The 16,793-nt window shown below is 36.8% G+C and carries 15 protein-coding genes; 3 read left to right on the top strand and 12 right to left on the bottom strand.

Annotated features, from left to right (window positions below; translation table 11 throughout):
* Window positions 1–208 precede the first annotated feature (208 nt).
* Genes BMX24_RS14110 through BMX24_RS14105 form a run of 3 tightly spaced genes read left to right on the top strand, consistent with a single transcriptional unit; the run spans window position 209 to window position 2,017 of the window.
* Window positions 209–961 (top strand): GLPGLI family protein, encoded by a 753-nt coding sequence (locus BMX24_RS14110; RefSeq protein ID WP_089793759.1) that lies wholly within the window; start codon window positions 209–211, stop codon window positions 959–961.
* 30 nt (window positions 962–991) lie between these two features.
* Window positions 992–1,144, top strand: coding sequence for a hypothetical protein (locus BMX24_RS21215; RefSeq protein ID WP_170835715.1), 153 nt, complete (start codon window positions 992–994; stop codon window positions 1,142–1,144).
* Window positions 1,145–1,153: 9 nt separating this feature from the next.
* Window positions 1,154–2,017 carry a GLPGLI family protein gene (locus tag BMX24_RS14105; protein WP_089793758.1) on the top strand — a complete coding sequence of 288 codons (864 nt, stop codon included), beginning with the start codon at window positions 1,154–1,156 and terminating at the stop codon, window positions 2,015–2,017.
* A gap of 55 nt (window positions 2,018–2,072) precedes the next feature.
* Here BMX24_RS14105 and ypfJ read toward each other — a convergent pair whose 3' ends face one another.
* From ypfJ to BMX24_RS14045, 12 genes are all read right to left on the bottom strand, one after another.
* Window positions 2,073–2,921, bottom strand: a complete 849-nt coding sequence (gene ypfJ / locus BMX24_RS14100) for a KPN_02809 family neutral zinc metallopeptidase (protein ID WP_089793756.1) — start codon at window positions 2,919–2,921, stop codon at window positions 2,073–2,075.
* Between the two features lie 75 nt (window positions 2,922–2,996).
* Complete coding sequence (locus BMX24_RS14095) at window positions 2,997–5,081, bottom strand: LTA synthase family protein (protein ID WP_089793754.1); 2,085 nt, start codon at window positions 5,079–5,081, stop codon at window positions 2,997–2,999.
* 221 nt (window positions 5,082–5,302) lie between these two features.
* Window positions 5,303–5,821, bottom strand: a complete 519-nt coding sequence (gene ribH, locus BMX24_RS14090) for a 6,7-dimethyl-8-ribityllumazine synthase (protein ID WP_089793752.1) — start codon at window positions 5,819–5,821, stop codon at window positions 5,303–5,305.
* A 3-nt stretch (window positions 5,822–5,824) separates the two neighbouring features.
* Window positions 5,825–6,532 carry a YfgM family protein gene (locus BMX24_RS14085; protein ID WP_089793750.1) on the bottom strand — a complete coding sequence of 236 codons (708 nt, stop codon included), beginning with the start codon at window positions 6,530–6,532 and terminating at the stop codon, window positions 5,825–5,827.
* 260 nt (window positions 6,533–6,792) lie between these two features.
* The gene (locus BMX24_RS14080) at window positions 6,793–7,329 is read right to left on the bottom strand and encodes an adenine phosphoribosyltransferase (protein WP_089793748.1); all 537 of its coding nucleotides are present in this window, start codon (window positions 7,327–7,329) and stop codon (window positions 6,793–6,795) included.
* Complete coding sequence (locus BMX24_RS14075) at window positions 7,330–8,532, bottom strand: RodZ family helix-turn-helix domain-containing protein (protein WP_089793746.1); 1,203 nt, start codon at window positions 8,530–8,532, stop codon at window positions 7,330–7,332. It abuts the gene before it with no gap.
* A gap of 51 nt (window positions 8,533–8,583) precedes the next feature.
* On the bottom strand, window positions 8,584–9,597 hold the full coding sequence (locus tag BMX24_RS14070) for a hypothetical protein (RefSeq protein WP_089793744.1): 1,014 nt from the start codon (window positions 9,595–9,597) through the stop codon (window positions 8,584–8,586).
* A 160-nt stretch (window positions 9,598–9,757) separates the two neighbouring features.
* Complete coding sequence (locus BMX24_RS14065) at window positions 9,758–11,089, bottom strand: quinol:cytochrome C oxidoreductase (RefSeq protein ID WP_089793743.1); 1,332 nt, start codon at window positions 11,087–11,089, stop codon at window positions 9,758–9,760.
* Between the two features lie 8 nt (window positions 11,090–11,097).
* On the bottom strand, window positions 11,098–11,799 hold the full coding sequence (locus BMX24_RS14060) for a c-type cytochrome (RefSeq protein WP_089793741.1): 702 nt from the start codon (window positions 11,797–11,799) through the stop codon (window positions 11,098–11,100).
* Window positions 11,792–12,313 carry a DUF3341 domain-containing protein gene (locus tag BMX24_RS14055; RefSeq protein WP_027381050.1) on the bottom strand — a complete coding sequence of 174 codons (522 nt, stop codon included), beginning with the start codon at window positions 12,311–12,313 and terminating at the stop codon, window positions 11,792–11,794. The genes BMX24_RS14060 and BMX24_RS14055 overlap by 8 nt, the downstream gene beginning before the upstream one ends.
* Window positions 12,300–13,697, bottom strand: coding sequence for an NrfD/PsrC family molybdoenzyme membrane anchor subunit (gene nrfD, locus BMX24_RS14050; RefSeq protein ID WP_089793739.1), 1,398 nt, complete (start codon window positions 13,695–13,697; stop codon window positions 12,300–12,302). Before nrfD ends, BMX24_RS14055 begins: the two co-directional genes overlap by 14 nt.
* A 25-nt stretch (window positions 13,698–13,722) precedes the next feature.
* On the bottom strand, window positions 13,723–16,782 hold the full coding sequence (locus BMX24_RS14045; RefSeq protein ID WP_089793737.1) for a TAT-variant-translocated molybdopterin oxidoreductase: 3,060 nt from the start codon (window positions 16,780–16,782) through the stop codon (window positions 13,723–13,725).
* Between the last annotated feature and the right edge of the window lie 11 nt (window positions 16,783–16,793).

Genomic DNA, 16,793 nt, shown 5'->3' with positions numbered 1-16,793 from the left:
TATTTAGAATGATTTAATGGTGCAAAAATACGAACTAATTTCCGCAATCTCAAATCGAAGATATCTATTTTAATGATTCTGTTCTTAATAGCATTATTTTTAAGATAAATTTAATGTTAAAATTACATAAACTTTTTTCTGAAAATCTGCAGATTGCGTTTTTGATTTAACTTTGAATGCTATTTTTCATCTATAATTAAAATTAATAATGAGACAAAAATTACTTGGTTTTTTTGTGTTGTTTTTAGCGTCATTGTCCTATGGACAGACCACGAGATATATTTATGAAACTGCAGTGAATCCGGATTCTATTAATCTGGTGAGCATGAAGATAGAAAAAACTTTCCTGGATGTTAAAGGAAATAGATCTTTCTTCATCAGTGAAAATAAATTAATTAAAGATTCTCTTTTTGCCTCTTTTAAACCTGAAGAGAAAGAAGAACGTAAAAAAGATAAGAAAGATTTGTCAAAAACTGAGGTGAGAAAACATGCAGAACCTACTTTTTTTGAATTTTTTATCACTAAAAATATTCCGGAACAAAAGGTTTATTATTATGACAGAGTAGGCGGAAAACAAGTTTATTATCAGGAAGACAGACCTTTGAAATGGGAAATATCTGATGTGACGGAAAAGCAAAACGGGTATCCTGCTCAAAAAGCCGTTGCCAATTTTGGAGGAAGAATCTGGACGGCCTGGTTTACAAAAGACATCAATATTTCCGACGGACCGTATAAATTCTCCGGATTACCGGGACTTATCGTAAAATTAGAAGATGACAAAGGAGATTACAAATTTGATCTTGTTAAAAAAATCACCATTCAGAATGCTTTTGAAGAACCGATGAAGTCTGATGTGAAACAAAGCACAAGAAGAGATTTTAACGGAGACAAAGCGGCATTGGAACTGGAATTTAATAAAAACAGAAAAGCGATTGCCGGAAGTAAAAGCCCTGAAATGTAGAATTTTTCAGGCGGCAGACATGGAGGAGGAATGAATGGCGGCAGCATGGGCGGAATGCGGGGCGGACACGGTGGAGGAATGCACAGGGAAGGAATGGGAGGAAATAATTTTCCGATGCAGAGTTCTGGGGCAGAAAATATTCCTTTTACCGGTGGAAGTCAAAACCCAATTGAATTAAAATAAAATTATATAATGAAAAAATTAGGCATCATTGCTTTAGCATTATTCATGCAGACCGCTTTTGCACAGGTCAATAGATTTGTGTATCAGGTGACTATGAAACCCGACGCTTCGAATAAGAGTGATATTAAAACAGAGAATGCATACCTGGATATTTCTCCTGAAAAATCGGTTTTCTATTCTGAAAACAGGATAAAAAGAGATTCTATCATGCAGAAAGCCTTCCAGAGTGGTGGTGGAAGAGGAAGTATTAATAGAGAACAAATGGAAGGTTTGAGATCGAATATTAATTATTCTATCGAAAAAGATAAAAAAAATCAGAAAACTTTCTTTAAAGACCGAATCGGAAGAGATGTGTATACATACGAAGAAGATCGACCGATCAACTGGAAAATTTCGTCTGAAACGATGAAAATCGGTGAATATAAGGTTCAGAAAGCAGAAACCGATTTCGGAGGAAGAAAATGGACAGCATGGTTTACCACAGATCTTCCTTATCAGGACGGGCCTTACAAATTTGGCGGACTTCCCGGACTTATCGTAAAAGTAGAAGATGATAAAGGAGAATATTCTTTTGATTTAATGAAAAACTATAAGATTGCCGATTTTCCTTCGATGAATCAATTCGGAAATACCATTAAAGTAAAAAGAGCAGATTTTGCCAAGCAGCAGAAAAAATTCATGGAAGATCCGATGTCGTTCATGACGCAAGGCGGAGGCGGATTCGGACAAACCCGTGTAATGGGTGGAGGCGGAATCTCTGCTCCAAGAGGCGGTGGTGGCGGAAACCAAAATCCGGCAGATATGAGAAAAAGAATGGAGGAGAGAATAAAAGATGAAGCAAAAAGAAACAGTAATCCAATCGAATTGCAATAAAACAAAACCCTTGAAGATTTCTTCAGGGGTTTTTAATTTTTATCTTATTTAAAATTTATTTTAAAAGCTGGTTGAAAGTATCACCTTGTCTGATATCTCCACTGTTATAGCCTTTCATAAACCATTCTTTACGTTGCGCAGAAGATCCGTGTGTAAAGCTTTCCTGGTTGACATACCCCTGTGATCTTTTCTGGATATTATCGTCTCCCACCGCTTCGGCCGCATCTATTGCAGATTGGATATCTCCGGGTTCTAAAATATGTTCCCTACTGTCAGTTCTTCTGGCCCATAATCCAGCATAAAAATCAGCCTGTAACTCTGTTGCTACAGAAACTCTGTTCATTTGTTCTTCAGAATATCTGCCACTTCTTCTTAAAGCATCCACTTTTTGAGTTGTTCCTAAAAGAGTTTGAACATGATGGCCTACTTCATGAGCCAAAACATATGCAACAGTAAATTCTGTAACCTTTGCTCCAAATCTTGATTGTAGTTCATTAAAAAAGCTCATATCCATATAAACCGACTGATCGGCAGGACAGTAAAAAGGTCCCATTGCAGATTGTGCGGTTCCGCATCCGGATTGTGTCGTGTTTTCAAAAAGAATAATTTTTGGAGGAGTATAGGTCATTCCGTTCTCTTTGAAAACCTGATCCCAGGTAATGATGTTCCATTTTCCCATCATGTCTACCATTTCCCCAATCTTTTTATCATTTTCATTCAGTTCCCGTTGTTCGGTATTTACTGATCCGGAACCTCCGGAAGATAAAACTGAAGAAGGATCTCCTCCAAGGAAAAATATAATTGCAGCAATAATAAGAGTTCCCAATCCGCCTCCTACAACGGCTCCGCCGCCAAGTCCGCGTCTGTCTTCTACATTACCACCTCTGTCGTCTGTCCATTTCATAGTTTGTAATTTTTGTATGTAAATTTAAAAATTTAATGTTTACTTTCTATGAATGGAAGGAATATTTTACAATTATTAACGATTGAGCTGATTTTTTTTCAACCAATAAGATGTTGACTGGTACGCTGAAATTGTTTCTTCAACCAGCTTCTTATTCTGATTAGGGGCGGGGACATTTGTTTCATCAAAATAAATATTGAAATCGGGAGCCTGCATATTTTTTTGTTGTGTTAAAACATATTGCTTTACTTTTCTTACTGGTGAGATAATCGTTAAATAGTTATCCTTTATGAATCCCAAGTCTTCATAAGTTGCAACGTAAGCTTTCGGCTGGAATTCTTTTTTAAATATATCCTGTCCTAAAAATTTTGATTGATAATTAAAATTCAGCAATCCAAAAAGAGTAGGCATCACATCGATCTGCGACATTGTCTTCGTAAATTTCTGAGGTTTGATAAACCCTTCTGAAAAAATCATTGCAGGAATTCTGTATTTATCCATAGGAAGTTCCGTATCTCCTGCGCTTGAAGCACAATGATCGGCAATGATGATAAACACGGTATTTTTATACCAGTCCTGTTTTTTAGCCATTTCAAAAAACTTTCGCAATGAATAATCGGTATATTTTACGCCACCTTCACGGGATTTTGCATTTCCGGGAATATCGACTCTTCCTTCAGGATAGGTAAAAGGACGGTGATTGGAAACCGTCATCCAATGGTTAAAAAACGGTTTTCCGGATTTTGCTTCTGCATTCATCGTCTGGATCGCTTTTTTAGCCATGTCTTCATCGGAAACACCCCAAACATTCGCGAAAGTGATTTCTTCGGGTTTAAAATTATTTCTGTCTACAATTCCATAGCCATTTCCTGCAAAGAAATCCTGCATATTGTCGAAATAGCTATAGCCGCCGTACAAAAATTTCACGTCATAACCTTTAGATTTAAAAACACTTCCCGTCGTGAATTTATTTTTATTGTTTTCTCTTTTAATAATACTTTCTCCGGCCGTTGGCGGAATGCAGAGCGTCAAAGCTTCAAGACCGCGAACGGTTCTGTTCCCGGTTGCGTAAAGATTGGTAAACATCAATGATTGATCTGCTAAACTGTCAAGGAAAGGTGTCAGGTTTTGTTTGTTTCCGTAATGCTGTAAAAAATCTGCAGATAAGCTTTCAATGGAAATTAAAACTACATTTTTCTTTAGTTCAGGCTGATCTGAAGTAATGCTTCTTTGTAACTTGGGTTCTGAAAATTGACTCAAGAAATTTCTTTCCGCCTGCTTTTCATTGATCTCAGGGTAAAATTGAAAATAATCTAATTCATTATGAGTAAATGCCCAATAAAATTTCGGAAGGCCATTCGCCTGGATTTCCTCTTCAAAAACGTCAGCAGGTTTAATCTTTGTTGTAAAATTTAACCCTAACAAACTTATTCCGACCAGTGCGACAAAAGAACCCAGCAAAATCAGTTTTTGTTTCAGATTCGGAAGTTCCTGAAGTTCGTTTTTTGTTTTTCTATATATGAAAAGGGTAATCAGAATTGCAACGGCAAAAATCCCGAGAAATAAAGGAACCACCGGATAACTTTCCATAATGTTGCCGATCACCTCGTTGGTGTAGATAAGATAATCTACCGCAATAAAATTATATCTTAAACCAAATTCGTTATAAAAGAAATATTCACTTACCGCATTGAAAACTATTAATAAAACATAGAGAAAAACGGTAATAAAATATAGTGTGTTCCTGATTTTTATACGTTTTTCCGGTAGGAAAAGCATAAGTCCGAAGAAAATGATTTTTAATCCTATAAAAGCTAATGCGATCTCCGCGATCGAACCTCCGTATTGCTTGAAAATATTATTGGGAATGAGAAGGATGTATAAAAAAAGAAGCATCAATACTCCCAAAATGATATGACCGTAAGGCTTTTGGTATTTTGAATCGGATAAAAACAAAAAATAAAGCGCTAAAAACGGGCATGTTAAAACGAATACAAAAGAATCATTGACTATCCCGATCAATAAGATTTTTATTATTTCAAAAAAACCGAAGCTCGTTGTAGTAATGGGATGAAAGAAGAAAATAATTCTTACGATCAACGATATGATAAGATAAAAAACGCCCAGATATAAAAAGGGTTTTATTTTTTGCAAAAACATTTGTAATGATTAAAATATAATTCTTACAAATTTAGTTAATGTATATAATTTTTCCGTATAAAATCTTAAAATTGGATATTAATTAGAAACTTTATAAATATTTAAAATATTATTAAAAAATCCATATTTCGAAAAAATAATCATATAACCTGCTATTTTAAATGAAAAAAGAGCTATAAAAATAGCCCTTCATATTTTAAATTTTATAAAAACTGTTAAAATTAAGAATGTCCAAAACCAATATTTCCTTTCTTGCTGGAAAGATTTTTCCTGAAATCGATCATTCTTAAAGCCGTTACTGCTGCTTCAACACCTTTATTTCCCAGGTCTCCGCCGCTTCTTTCGATAGATTGCTCTTTTGTATCGTCTGTCAGTACACAGAAAATGGTAGGGGTATCCGTAAGAATATTACAATCTTTGATTCCCTGAGCCACGGCCGAACACACATAGTCGAAATGTGGAGTTTCCCCGCGGATAACGCATCCGATCGCAATGATCGCGTCATATTTTCTTTCTTTGCAAAGCTGCATGCTTGCGTAGTTGAGTTCAAAAGCACCCGGAACCGGAAAAAGTTTGATGTTTTCAGATTTTATTCCTTCTTTTTGAAGGATTTCCAGAGCTGCATCACGAAGATTGTAGGTTACAAAATCATTCCACTCAGAAAAAACAATGCCGATAGAAAACTCATCGGCATTGGTTATATTAAGTGGCTTGTAATCGGAAAGATTAACTGTTGCCATTATTTAGTAATATTTAGTCATTTCAATATAAGAATCAGACATTCCGTTGTCGTAGTCCTGATATTTTTCGTCAATAGTTGCGAAATATTTTTTAGCTTCTGCTTTTTTATTCAATCCTAAAGCCAGAATACCTGCTTTTCTTGTAAAATAATACATGGTGTAAGGATCATCAGAAGCAGATGTAGCTTTGTCTAATAATTGTAAAGCGTCATCATTTTTATTAAGACCTGATTGTGCATCTGCCATAGCTCCGTATTTCATCGCCATCATCGTCTTGTTGTCAGAAGAAAATTTGTCAAGAAGATCATAAGCTTCCTGGAATTTTCCTTCTTTGAATTTCAATATTCCTGCATTATAAGCAGAAAGTTTACCGATATTCGTTCCAGAATATTCATTGTAAGTTCCCAAGAACCCAGGATTTGCAGCAGATTTCCCTCCCAGAGCTTCTTTATCTTTACCATCAGCAAGATTTTTCTGAGCAGCAAGGAAACTTTTTACAGCTTCAGCATTTTTAGGAGCCACAACGAATTGTTTGTATCCAAAGAAACCAAGAACACCTAAAACAAGTACTCCAAAAACAATACCTAATGGTTTTGAATATCTTTCAAGGAATCTTTCTGTGTTTAAAGCCTCTCTGTCAAGATCTTTAAAAAACTCCACTGTTTCTTTACCTTCTTGCTCATTGTGAGCATTCTTTGTAAGTTTTGCCATAAATTCTTAAAAATTGAACTGCAAATTTAATTGTTTCTGAATGATTTACAAAATACTTTGTGCGTATTATTGAATTTATTTGAAGAATTGAAGTGAATTGTTAATTGTGAATCGTGAATTTATTAAAAAAATATGCTTCGACTCCGCCCAGCATGACATCTCTAATACTATTCGCCTTATCTTAATGAATAATAAAACAGACTGTTTTTCACAATGTCATGCCGAGCAGAGTCGAAGCATTTATCTTTGAAATGAAAAGTTTAATATTCTAAAATATGATAAACTTCTGCATTGAATTTTTTCAGCTTTTCCTCACCGTTCAAACTTTTTAAACCAATTAAAAAGCTGAATTGAGAAACCGTAGCGCCTTGTTTTTCGACCAGTTTTGCGGCAGCTTCCGTTGTTCCTCCGGTTGCTAAAAGATCATCATGGATAAGAACTCTTTGTCCGGGTTTTATCTGTCCTTCACGGGTTTCGATGATAGCACTTCCGTATTCAAGGTCATATTTTTCTGAAATAACCGGTGGCGGAAGTTTGCCCGATTTTCTGATTAAGATAAATGGAACTTCCAAAGCAACAGCGATGGCGATCCCGAAAAGATAGCCGCGACTTTCGATTCCGCAGACCGCATCTACTTTTCCTTTACTGAAAGCGACAAGATCGGCGATCACATCTTCATACAGTTTGGGGTTTAAGAAAATAGGGGAGATATCCTTGAACTGAATTCCTGGAATCGGAAAATCTGGGATATTTTCTATCGTCTCTTCTAAATTCTTAATTAATTCTTGAGAAGCCATTTATGGATTGGTTTTATAACTTGAAATTTTCCAGTCTCCGTTTACGTTTTTAAGTCCGAAAGTAACTTTTAAAGAGGTTGTTTTTCCACTTTTATCAGTTACGTCATACGTTGCATTTACACTTGCTGCATTGGGATTGCTTGCGCTTGTTGTAATATTTTTTACACTTACACTCTTTACCGAACCAAAACCGGAAGTCGAATTTGAGAAAGATTCATAGCTTCCCCAGTTCGGATTGCTCGATGAATTGTAAGCTGCTTTTAAATTTTGAGAACTTACATTATTCAAAAACGCTGAAACTACATTTTTAGGATCTGCAGCAGGCTGTTTTGGAGTCGCCGGAGTTGTTGCCGGTGAAGGCGTTGCATTAGGATCTGTAGTTGGTGTCGTTGCGCCCGGATTATTTGGATCAATTACTGCCGGATCCGTATTTACTGCTGTGGAATCCACTTTTGGCGGAGCCGGAACTTTTAATAAGGCTGGATTTACATCTAGTCCTATCTTAGACATTTTAAATGTTTTTGCTGTAGTTTTTACAGAAACAGTGATGTCGATTTTATTATCTATTACTTTAGCCGCAGGAATTGATGAAAATTTTAAATTAAAACCTTTAAAATTATTATCCTGCATTAAATTTTTCGCTGTTGATAGTTTTACCCCGTTGCTGAAAACTTCAAGAGTTGCTTCCAGACCCGCTCCTGTAAATGAAACAGGATTTCCGGTATTGTCTACCAGTCTTGGTACGATCTGAAGTGCTGTCGGTGCGCCGGTTCCATCATCTCCGGTAGGTCTTGTGATGACGCTTAGTGAGCTTGCTTTCACATCATTCGGATCGCTTTCTTTAGCTTTTTCGTCGCCGAAGATATTCATTTCACCTAAGGACGGAGGAGCTGTACTTGCCCATTCGATGCCGTTTTTCTGGGCAACCTGATCTGCCATTGACATGATTTCGGGAACTTTTTTTCCGTTAATTAATTGGCCAAGAGCTTTTAGTTCTGCGACATCGCCATCTGCTTCCACTCCAAAAGTCTTTAAAATATAAAGCGCTTCATTAAACTTAATCTGTTTAATGGTAGAAAGGCTGGCTGTCATATCATTGATACTTGACTGTAAAGTTTTCGTATTTGTAGCATCTACAGAGTCTTTTTTACATGCTGTAAAAAGCAACAAGCTGAAAACTAGAAGAAAAGACAACTTTTTCATTTTTATTCTGTTTGCCACAAATTTAATAAAACCTTTATTAATAGAAGGTTTTTATTTTTCATTTTGTTGCTCTTTTAAGTTTTCCTTAAAAAATGAACTGAAGACTGTCTGCATATTCGGAAACGATGAATCTTCCCAGTATTTTGTCTTGTAGCTGCTATGATCAGTCTTGAATTTTACTTTTTCAATATCATTATTGTTACTGAAACTGAATTCTGTAGGGTAAAAATTTGTATAAAGAACCAATTGATTGTAATCGGGTTCGGTTTTATGTTTAAGTTTTATAAATCCGATTTCATTGAATTCCAACAAATCACGCAGTGTTTTTTGTGTTGATTTTTCGTAAGATGCATTTAAAATACTTTTCATATCAAAAAATCTGTATCCAAATAAGGCAAATTCTTTTTTCTGTAAAGCTTCTCCGGTGATTTCAATCTGATCTTTTTGTTCGCCTTTCAGCTCTTTGATGGTGGAATTTCTTCTTTTAAAGTCTAAAATATTTCCCACTTCCTTAAGATCCGGAACCTCCAGAGTTCCATCGTAATCCCACATTGCGGTTTGTTTCTTTTCGAATTTGGCATCTTCCAATCGGTATACTCTGTATTGTTCTACGTTGGTGCTTTTAAGTTTTTTTGTTTTGTTGTCGAAAATATACGTGACAATTCCATCGGCATAGCAATTTAACTTGTTATTGACCGTAACATAAGAATTGAAATTACCTTTTAAAGTAATATATTTTGCAGGCTTGTTGTTTTTGATAACGACTGTTTCGATATCTTTTACATTGTCAATAATTTTAATTACATCTTTATCAAAATCAGCATAAGCAAGTGTGGCAACGGGAAAATTATTGTAAACCAGCTGGAATTTTTCCTGTTCCGGCTTTAATGTCTGTTTGTCAATTTTACCATCGATATCCGAATAGGCCAAAATACTTCCGTCTTTTCCGAAAACAGAAACTTTCGGGAGCGGCTTGTTGGTTCTTTCTGAAACGAATGTGATAGTTTGTGCATTAAAGCTGCTAAGAATTAAAACAAATAAGAATAAAAAATAATTTCTCTTCATGACGTTTGTTGAATTTTAATTAAAATCAGAACTTTAATGATAAGACGAATAAAAATGAAAAAGGTTGCCTGAAAAATTTTCTATTATTCACATTATTGCATAAAAAAAGACTGATCATTTTAATAATCAGTCTTTTTCAGTTTTATTTTGTTACAAGTCCTTAGAAAGGATACTCATAAATTTCAGATTCGTGTAAGAATGGGTTTCCTGTAGGAATCAACTTTAATTTTGATAAAGCTGTAAGTACAGTAAACATAAATAATCCCACGATGAACAAGATTGCTCCTAAGATCAAGATAAATACTTCAGGAGTGTTCCAATATGGACCTACTGTTCCAGGCATTACCATGTTGAAGTAATCTAAGATGTGTCCTAAGATAACTACTATAGCCATGGTAGTCACTACTTTATAATTTCTCTTGATGCTGCTGCTTACTAATACCAATAGAGGTAATAAGAAGTTGATGATCAACATCGGTAAGAATGTAGGAGAGTAGTGCTGGAATCTTCCAAAGAAGTAGTTTACCTCTTCCGGAACGTTGGCATACCAATATAGCATGAACTGTGCAAACCATGTATATGTCCAAAGCATACTTGTAGCGAAAAGGAATACTCCTAAATCGTGTAAGTGATTGTCATTGAACTGAGGCAGGAATCCGTTTTTCTTTAAGTAAACACTTAAAAGAATGATTACCGCGATACCACTTGAAAGGCAGCTAACCATTGAATACCAGATATACATTGTAGAATACCAGTGAGGGTCAATAGACATCAACCAGTCCCAAGCCCAAGCTGCAGAACAGAATCCGAAGAATACGATGTATCCTACTGCCCATCTGTAAAGCATTTGATAATCTACTTTAGATTTTGTTTCATCCACTTTCTTAGATTGAGCTTTAAGCTTCCAAGCGAAGAAAGATGCCCCGATTACATATAGGAAAGTTCTAAAAGCATAGAAAGGAATGTTTAAGAACTTTTTCTTTTCAAATAGAATAACGTCGAAATGAGCAGAGTTTGGATCTGTCAAATCCGGATCCATCCAGTGGAAAAGGTGACCATTATGAGTGATATTTAAAATCATCAGAATAATCAAAATTGCACCACCATATGGAATATAAGAAGCGATAGCTTCCATTACTCTTGTAATAATAATTGGCCAACCTGCGTGTGCAGCATGCTGAATACAGTAAAAGAACAATACAGCACAACTAACTCCAAAGAAAAAGACAGCTACAAAGTGCAGCGATGCCAAAGGCTGGTTGTGAACCTGTAGAGTAGCATGCTCAAGGTGAGCAGCTTCGTCCTGAGGACCTACCATTTCGCTTGAATGCGTAGGAGCTGTATGACCGGAAGCATGTACTGCATCCATCATTTCTTTAATTCTGTCTGTACTGATTCCTTTGTTCATAAAGAAACCGATACCGAATAGAACTAAACCTACAACAAGAAGGATTATAGAAGTTGATTTTAATTTTGGTGAAAAACTATACATTTCTTTTCTTATTTTTTAGTTTCGGTAGTAGTTTCAGGTTTTGCTTCTGTTGTCGCCGCTGTAGCTGCTGCCGGTGCTGCTGCTCCTTTTTTGAAGGCGCTCATCACATACATTGCTACTCTCCATCTGTCTCCTGCGTTCAATTGTCCAGCATAAGACCCCATTGCGTTTCTACCGTTTGTTAATACATAATGAACAGATCCTACAGTAATTTCTCTATCAGCATAGTTTGGTACACCGGAGAAAGCTCCTGACTGTACGATTGGTCCCTGTCCATCTCCTCCTGTTCCGTGACAAGCAGCACAAGTTTTGTCGAATAACATTTTTCCTCTCTCGATATCTTTTTCCGCATTAGCAGGATTCAAAGGGGAAGTTGTTATATTTTTCGAAGCGTCATAGCCTGCGTTGTATTCGTCTACATTTTTAGGAAGTAATCCTTCTTCAAAAATACCGTCTTTGTTTTGAGGAACAGAACCTTCTACAGGAGTAAGACCTGTTGCTCCATTATTTTTAACAAAAGCAGGAATTTCGTTTTCATGATCTGAATATGCATCCTGAGCTTTCATCAATGGATCGTAAGCTACGGGAAAGTACATATCCGGGAAATATACTAAAGGTACGTTTTCTTTTGGTCCGCAAGAATTAAGTAAAACTGTTGTTAAACCTAAAATTGCTGTAATTTTTAATACATTCTTTTTCATTTTAAGCATCTTTAACAGTTATTTCTTCAACTCCAGTTTCAATTAGCAACTGTTTTACAGATTCTACATCATCAGTCACAAATTCCATCATGAATTTATCATCCGTTGTTCTCGGATCCGGGTTTTGTGCAGGAGCTCCGGGATACATTTTGTTTCTTACCAAGAAAGTTAATGACATCATGTGAGCGGCACAAAATACCATAAGCTCGAACATTGGTACTACGAATGCAGGCATGTTGTGTCCCCAATCGAAAGCTGGTTTACCACCAATGTTTTGAGGCCAGTCGTGATTCATCACATACCAAGTTAAAGTAGCACCGATTGTTACTCCATAACAAGCATAGATGAAAGCGGCATCAGAAATTCTTGTTTTCTTTAACCCTAAAGCTTTGTCAAGCCCGTGAACCGGAAACGGAGTATAAACTTCGTTGATTGCGATTCCTTTATCGTTGAATGCTTTAACGCCGTTCATTAAATCGTCGTCGTCAGCATAAAGTCCGTATACAATTTTAGTGGTGCTCATCTCCTTCTTTTGCTTTATAAGTTTCACCTGAGATTTTCAAAATCGATTTTAATTCTGCCTGTGCAATTACAGGGAATGTTCTTGCGTACAATAAGAATAATACAGAGAAGAATCCGATAGTTCCTAAATATACACCCACATCAATGATCGTTGGCTTAAACATAGTCCATGATCCTGGTAAGTAGTCTCTTGAAAGGTTGATAACGATGATATCAAAACGCTCAAACCACATACCGATGTTGATAATTAATGCAACAATGAATGTCCAGATAATGTTCGTTCTTAGTCTCTTGAACCAGAATGAAGCAGGAATAATCAAGTTACAAGTAATCAATGCCCAGAAAGCCCACCAGTAAGGTCCAACAGCAGCACCCGGAGAAAGATATGTAAAATCTTCAAATCTAGATCCTGAGTACCATCCGATGAAATATTCAGTTGCATAAGCTACAGTTACCATACCACCAGTCAAGATAATTACGATGTTCATGATTTCGATATGATACATTGTAATATATTCTTCTAAGTGACAAACTTTTCTTGCAACTAACAATAGTGTTTGTACCATTGCAAATCCTGAGAAGATCGCACCGGCAACGAAATAAGGAGGGTAGATTGTAGAGTGCCATCCTTTAATAACCGAAGTTGCGAAGTCAAAAGATACGGTAGTGTGTACTGAGAATACAAGCGGAGTTGCTAAACCTGCAAGAACCAAAGAAAGTTCTTCGAATCTTTGCCAGTGTTTTGCTTTACCACCCCAACCGAATGCAAGGAATGTATAAATTTTCTTAGTCCAAGGTGTTTTTGCTCTGTCTCTGATCATTGCAAAGTCAGGAATCAATCCCATGAACCAGAATACTGTTGATACTGAGAAATACGTAGAGATCGCAAATACGTCCCAAAGTAGAGGAGAGTTGAAGTTCCCCCAAAGAGAACCGAACTGGTTTGGTAAAGGGAATACCCAATATCCTACCCAAACTCTACCCATGTGGATTACCGGGAAGATTGCTGCCTGTACAACCGCGAAGATCGTCATCGCTTCCGCAGATCTGTTTACAGACATTCTCCATCTCTGTCTAAATAATAATAATACTGCGGAGATAAGTGTTCCGGCGTGACCGATACCTACCCACCATACGAAGTTGGTGATATCCCAACCCCAGTTAATAGTTCTGTTAAGTCCCCATGCTCCAATACCTGTTCCGATAGTATAAGCGATACACCCAAATCCATAGATGAATAGAACTAAGGCTGCATATAATGAGATCCACCATAATTTGCCTGCTCTTTCTTCGATAGGTCGTGCGATATCTTCTGTAATATCGTGATAAGTTTTGTGACCAATAATTAGAGGTTCCCTTATCGGAGCTTCGTAATGTCCTGACATTTTTTACCTATTTATTATTTAAACTTTATTTTTCTACTCTGTTTCTTACTTTAGTATGATAGAACACGTTTGGTTTTGTTCCGATCTCCTCTAGTAAATAATATCTTCTGTTAGATGCATATTGCTCTCTAATTGCAGAATCTTTATCATTCATGTCTCCAAATGTCATTGCTCCGGTAGAACAAGCTTTAGAACAAGCAGTCTGGAATTCTCCATCCTTCACTTTTCTTCCCTCTTTCTTAGCCTCAAGAATAGTATTCTGAGTCATTTGGATACACATTGAACATTTCTCCATCACCCCTCTTGTTCTTACAACAACATCAGGGTTTAGTACCATTCTTCCTAAATCATTGTTCATATTGAAATCGAACTTATCGTTTAGGTTGTATGTAAACCAGTTGAAACGTCTTACTTTGTAAGGACAGTTGTTGGCACAATATCTAGTACCGATACATCTGTTGTAAGCCATGTGGTTTTGACCTTGCTTACTGTGTGAAGTAGCCGCAACCGGACATACAGTTTCACAAGGAGCGTGGTTACAGTGCTGACACATTACCGGCTGGAAGATTACATCAGGATTATCGGCAGGGTGGTTCAATGCACCTCCGTCTCCGAACGCAGTTCCGTACAATTCCGGAACAGCCATTCCTTCTTTTAATCCTTCATATACTTCCACTTTTTGTCTTGAAGAGTAGTAACGGTCAATTCTTAACCAATACATATCTCTGGACATTCTGATCTCTTCTTTACCTACAACAGGAACGTTGTTTTCTGCCTGACAAGCAATGATACATGCTCCACAACCAGTACAAGAGTTCAAGTCGATTGATAAGTTGAAGTGAGGCCCATCCGTATCATCGAAAGCATCCCAAAGGTCAATCTTTCTTGCAGGAAGTGCTCCGCTGATCGTATGATATTCCAAAGGCTTATTCCATCCTTTATGTTCGTCGTCGAATGCTACGTTTAAGAAATCAGCCAAAGGAACTTCTTTAGCAATTTCGTAACGTCCCATCAATGTATTTTGAAGCTGGATACCTGCGAATTGGTGATCTTCTCCTGTTTTTTCGATTTTAACATTAGAAACAACTAAGTTAGAACCATCAAATAAAGGATAAGCATTTACACCTGTATCAGCTGTAGCTCCTGAGTTTTTCTTACCATATCCAAGTGCAAGACCTACAGATCCTTCAGCTTGTCCAGGTTGGATGAATACAGGAACATCTTTTATTGTTACTCCGTTTACAGTAAGGTTTACGATAGAACCATCCAACTGCATTCTTGCATTAAGATCGTTTTCAATACCTAATCTTTCTGCATCTTTAGGAGAAATTGTCAAGTAGTTATCCCAAGACATTCTTGTGATCGGATCCGGTAATTCCTGCAACCAAGGGTTGTTTGCCTGAGTACCGTCACCCATTGCGGTTGTAGTATATAATACCAATTCTAGATCAGAAGGTTTGAAACCGCTTACTTCAGCAATAGCCTGTGCAGCATTTCCTCCTGCGTAAGACAATGTCGTAGCATTTGGAGAAACACTAATACCGTTATATAAAGCTTTATTGAAAGAAGTTCCCCCTAAAATAGAAGAAGCACTAGCTTTTAAATAATCATAATAATTATTAGCAGCATTGTTTTTACCATTTTTCCAAACCAATAGAGATTCTTCGATCTGTCTTGATTTGTAGATTTTCTGGATTGTCGGCTGCATTAATGAATATACACCTGTCTGAGGCTCAATATCACCCCAAGATTCCAACCAGTTGGCTACAGGAATTACAGCCTTAGCTGCTTTGTACATTTCATTTTTCTTATCAGCAACAGCGATTACGTAAGGAACTTTAGATAAAGATTTTTTGAAATCTTCTCCTTTGTGGTAAGAATAAATTGGATCTACATTGTTTGCTATTAAAACACCAACCTGACCTGCATTTACCCATCCAAGGAATTCCTGGAATCTTGCTTTATCGAAATCTCTTAGGAAATTAGCTTTACCAGTGAAAGCAACTGATCCTAATTTTTGGTTAATTAAGTGAGCTAAAACCTGAGCACCTTTAGACCCGTCAGCGAATACAACAGCTTTGCTGCCTTTTGCCTGAAGTTCTTTTGCAATTTCAGAAGCAGTCTTGTCTGAAGTACCGCCACCTACGATTGCGTTGTAAACTTCTACTAAAGTTTTGTTTACCTGGCTTGGCTTTAATCTGATTCTTGAGTCAGCATTCGCACCTGTCAATGACATGTTTGATTCCACTTGGATGTGTCTCAACATGTTTTCGCCCGGCTTTCTTGCTGATGCGTAAGATGTTTCTAAGCTTGAAGCATTATAATCTCCTAAGAAATCAGCCTGGAAAGCTACTACCAATTCAGTTCCGTTAAGATCATAAACAGGTAATGCTCTTGTTCCGAAAACTTCCTGAGCGGCATCTAATGCTGCAGCGTAAGGGAACGCATCGTAAGTTACTAATTCAGCTGTAGGATATTTTGCTTTAAATTCAGCGAACAATTTTTTGAAAGTAGGTGAAGCAAAAGAATGTGATAATAACACGATTCTTTTACCTGCTGCTTTAGCTTCATCCAATCCTTTGATAACAAAACTGTCTACTTTATCGAAAGTTTCGTCTTTACCCTCAAACTTAGGTTGTTTTACTTTATCGTTATCATAAAGAGAAAGTACACTTGCCTGAGCTCTTGCGTTAGTTTTTCCTAAATCGCCGGCAGCTGGGTTCGGTTCGATTTTGATTGGTCTACCTTCACGGGTTTTTACTAAAACACTAGCAAAATCAAACCCGTCGAAATATGTTGAAGCGTAATAATTTGGAACTCCCGGAATGATATCGTGCGGTTTTACCACGTACGGAATCGTTTTAATTACCGGAGCTTCACAGGCAGCTAAAGTAACTGCTGCAGTAGAGAACCCTAATAATTTTAAGAAATCTCTTCTTGAAGTACCAGACTCATTCTGTTCCGCATCTCCAAGGAAATCTTCTACAGGAATTTCTTCCTGGAACTCTTTCTGAGCCAGCTTATTGTTTAAAGCCGGATCTTTAAGTTCGTGAATACTTCTAAATTGTATTTTGTTTGAAGCCATTTATACTTCTA

This window comes from Chryseobacterium wanjuense, assembly GCF_900111495.1.
Taxonomy (GTDB): domain Bacteria; phylum Bacteroidota; class Bacteroidia; order Flavobacteriales; family Weeksellaceae; genus Chryseobacterium; species Chryseobacterium wanjuense.
Note: the sequence above shows the minus strand (reverse complement) of the source record. Positions and strands in the feature narration are given on the sequence as shown.